The 2,099-nt window shown below is 48.5% G+C and carries 4 protein-coding genes; all 4 read right to left on the bottom strand.

Annotated elements, in window-relative coordinates:
• Positions 1-11: 11 nt before the first annotated feature.
• Positions 12-197, bottom strand: coding sequence for a hypothetical protein (locus LCD32_RS05485; protein WP_224563035.1), 186 nt, complete (start codon positions 195-197; stop codon positions 12-14).
• Positions 194-496 carry a hypothetical protein gene (locus tag LCD32_RS05490; protein ID WP_224563038.1) on the bottom strand — a complete coding sequence of 101 codons (303 nt, stop codon included), beginning with the start codon at positions 494-496 and terminating at the stop codon, positions 194-196. The genes LCD32_RS05485 and LCD32_RS05490 overlap by 4 nt, the downstream gene beginning before the upstream one ends.
• Positions 493-780: a hypothetical protein gene (locus LCD32_RS05495; RefSeq protein WP_224563044.1), complete on the bottom strand. Its 288-nt coding sequence runs from the start codon at positions 778-780 to the stop codon at positions 493-495. The genes LCD32_RS05490 and LCD32_RS05495 overlap by 4 nt, the downstream gene beginning before the upstream one ends.
• Before the next feature lie 1,048 nt (positions 781-1,828).
• Positions 1,829-2,041 (bottom strand): helix-turn-helix domain-containing protein, encoded by a 213-nt coding sequence (locus LCD32_RS05500; RefSeq protein WP_144625183.1) that lies wholly within the window; start codon positions 2,039-2,041, stop codon positions 1,829-1,831.
• Positions 2,042-2,099: the final 58 nt, after the last annotated feature.

Consider the following 2,099-nt stretch of genomic DNA (forward strand, 5'->3'; position numbering starts at 1 on the left):
TGTTAAAATCGTTATCTACTCCGCTCTATACTCGCCGTCATCTTCGCAATTGTTCGATCAATACGTCCGCCTATTGTGATTAAAACGGAATCAACCTTCGAGGTCGTTAGTAAAAACGATTTCCTAAGAAAGCGCATCTTGTTCGCGAGTGCCTCGGCTTTTCCGGCTGAATTTCGGAGTTCTTCTTCGAGGTTCATTCCCGATTACCCTCCGTCAGTCCGTATCGTTCCCGCAATACTTTCATATCGGCGGTGATTTCCGCTTTTAACGCGTCTATTGTCGCCAGTTCTGCCCCGTCCGTTAGTCGCAATTGCTTCAGCGTCTCTATTTTCGTTCTTAGCGCGTTGTTCGTGATTGCGGTCGGATAATGAATGCCGCAGACAATGCAGTCAAAGTACGTTTCGACGACGCCTTTTCGTACGGCCCGTTCTTTTAATACGATGGCGGTTCGCTGATTGCATGAGTCGCAAGTGACGAAGTTAGGTAGCGTGGTCATGGGCGATCGCCTCCTTTTCGTATAACGAAAAATACGTTTCCATCTTCGTCAGGAAATAACGGAATCTCTTCCGGGAATATATCTGAGCAGCACGCAACAAGTCGCCAAGCTCCGTAATCGATGACCCCTCTTAGTGGGACTTCGGGAGGATCGCGTTTCAGTTCGTACATTTCGAACGAGTGCGGCAATGCATCGCCTAGATATTCCCGCAGGCGGGCGCTTGAACCTTTCGTAAGATAGACGTTGGCTTCGATTTGAATACATCCGTCAGTAATTAGTGTCACGTTAGCGCCTCCTTGTCGTTTTTCGTCGTCCACTACTCGGCAGAACCTCTCCGTCTTGAAATACGCCTAACACCCCGAGTTTAAAAAATTGTGCGCAAGTTTTGTTCGTCAGATCCGGCGGTTTTGGCCGGGGCGCTTGGGGGCGGGCGGCTTTCGTTTATTTTTCGCGATTATTATTGAATAACGCATTCATAACGTTGCATAACGAAAGTAACAAAAAGACTTTCTGTTACATTCGCGTTAAGCACAAACGTTGGTGTGTCGCTGTTGGTAGCCGTTCGACCAACGCAACGAAACGAATGAACTTTATGCATCGTACCAGCCCCGCCATGCCGCCATTCGTGCGGGCTACCTATGCCGGCCAGTATGTATAGGATCGTGCATAAACGGATTGGCTTCGGCTTTCAACCCCCTGAGTTTTCGGAGGCCTTGTCCGCGGGAGGCGCTTGCTTGGTTACGGCTTACCTCGCCCGTCCCTATCCGTCACCCTGCCGACCGCCTTCGTACTATATTATATACACCGTCTGTGCCTGCCGTTACATAGCGCCTGTATGTCGGTACCCTATCCGTTGGTTAAGGCGCTGCCTATCGTCTTCCTATGCGCCGCCCTACCGTTAGTATGTTACGATGCGTTACGTCTCTCTATAACGTAAGACAGCATATCCGTATGTTACACAAGTATAACTACGCAATCCTTAACGTTTAGCTATCGTTTGTATCACCGTCCTATTAACGCTATCCTTTCCGTATGTATTTAAGTACAGCGCCCTCGGCTCCGCCTCGTCCGCAAATAATGAACCGCCGTCCTTCTATGTATGTATTCTATTGCGTTATCTGCGGAACGTAGTGACGCTATGTCTTTCCCTAAGAATAAGACAACGTTAACGCCTAAAAACGGCTGTATCCCACGTGGCTCTAAGCGTCAAGGCGGTTTTGACGTGTTCTGTTTTCGCCACACTGAAAGGCCGTTTTGTTCTGTTTTCGCCACACTGAAACGTCGGCTCCCCGTTTTTAGACGCAAAAAAAGAGACGCTCGTCCTGAACGTCCCTACTCTTCGTTCTCTATATCGATCAGTTCCCGTATGTCTTTTACGTCCAGTGCCGCCGCTATCTTCGCCAAATGGTCGAGCTGCACCCGATCTCTTCTATTACGACATAGGTCGCTTATTGCGCTTGGTCTTATGCCAGTCAGTTCCGAAAGGGTTGATTGCGTCATATTCCGTCGTTCAATTAGTTCGCCAACCTTAAGTTTGACGTTCATTTGCCGACACCTCCTACGAAAATTATAACGCAAATACGATATTTTTGTAAATAACGCA

Source organism: Bacillus sp. RSS_NA_20, assembly GCF_020165915.1.
GTDB lineage: Bacteria > Bacillota > Bacilli > Bacillales > Bacillaceae > Bacillus > Bacillus altitudinis.

Coding starts and splice junctions, on each gene's coding strand:
- LCD32_RS05500 (WP_144625183.1), bottom strand. CDS start 2,041: ATGAACGTCAAACTTAAGGTTGGCGAACTAATTGAACGACGGAATATG.
- LCD32_RS05490 (WP_224563038.1), bottom strand. CDS start 496: ATGACCACGCTACCTAACTTCGTCACTTGCGACTCATGCAATCAGCGA.
- LCD32_RS05485 (WP_224563035.1), bottom strand. CDS start 197: ATGAACCTCGAAGAAGAACTCCGAAATTCAGCCGGAAAAGCCGAGGCA.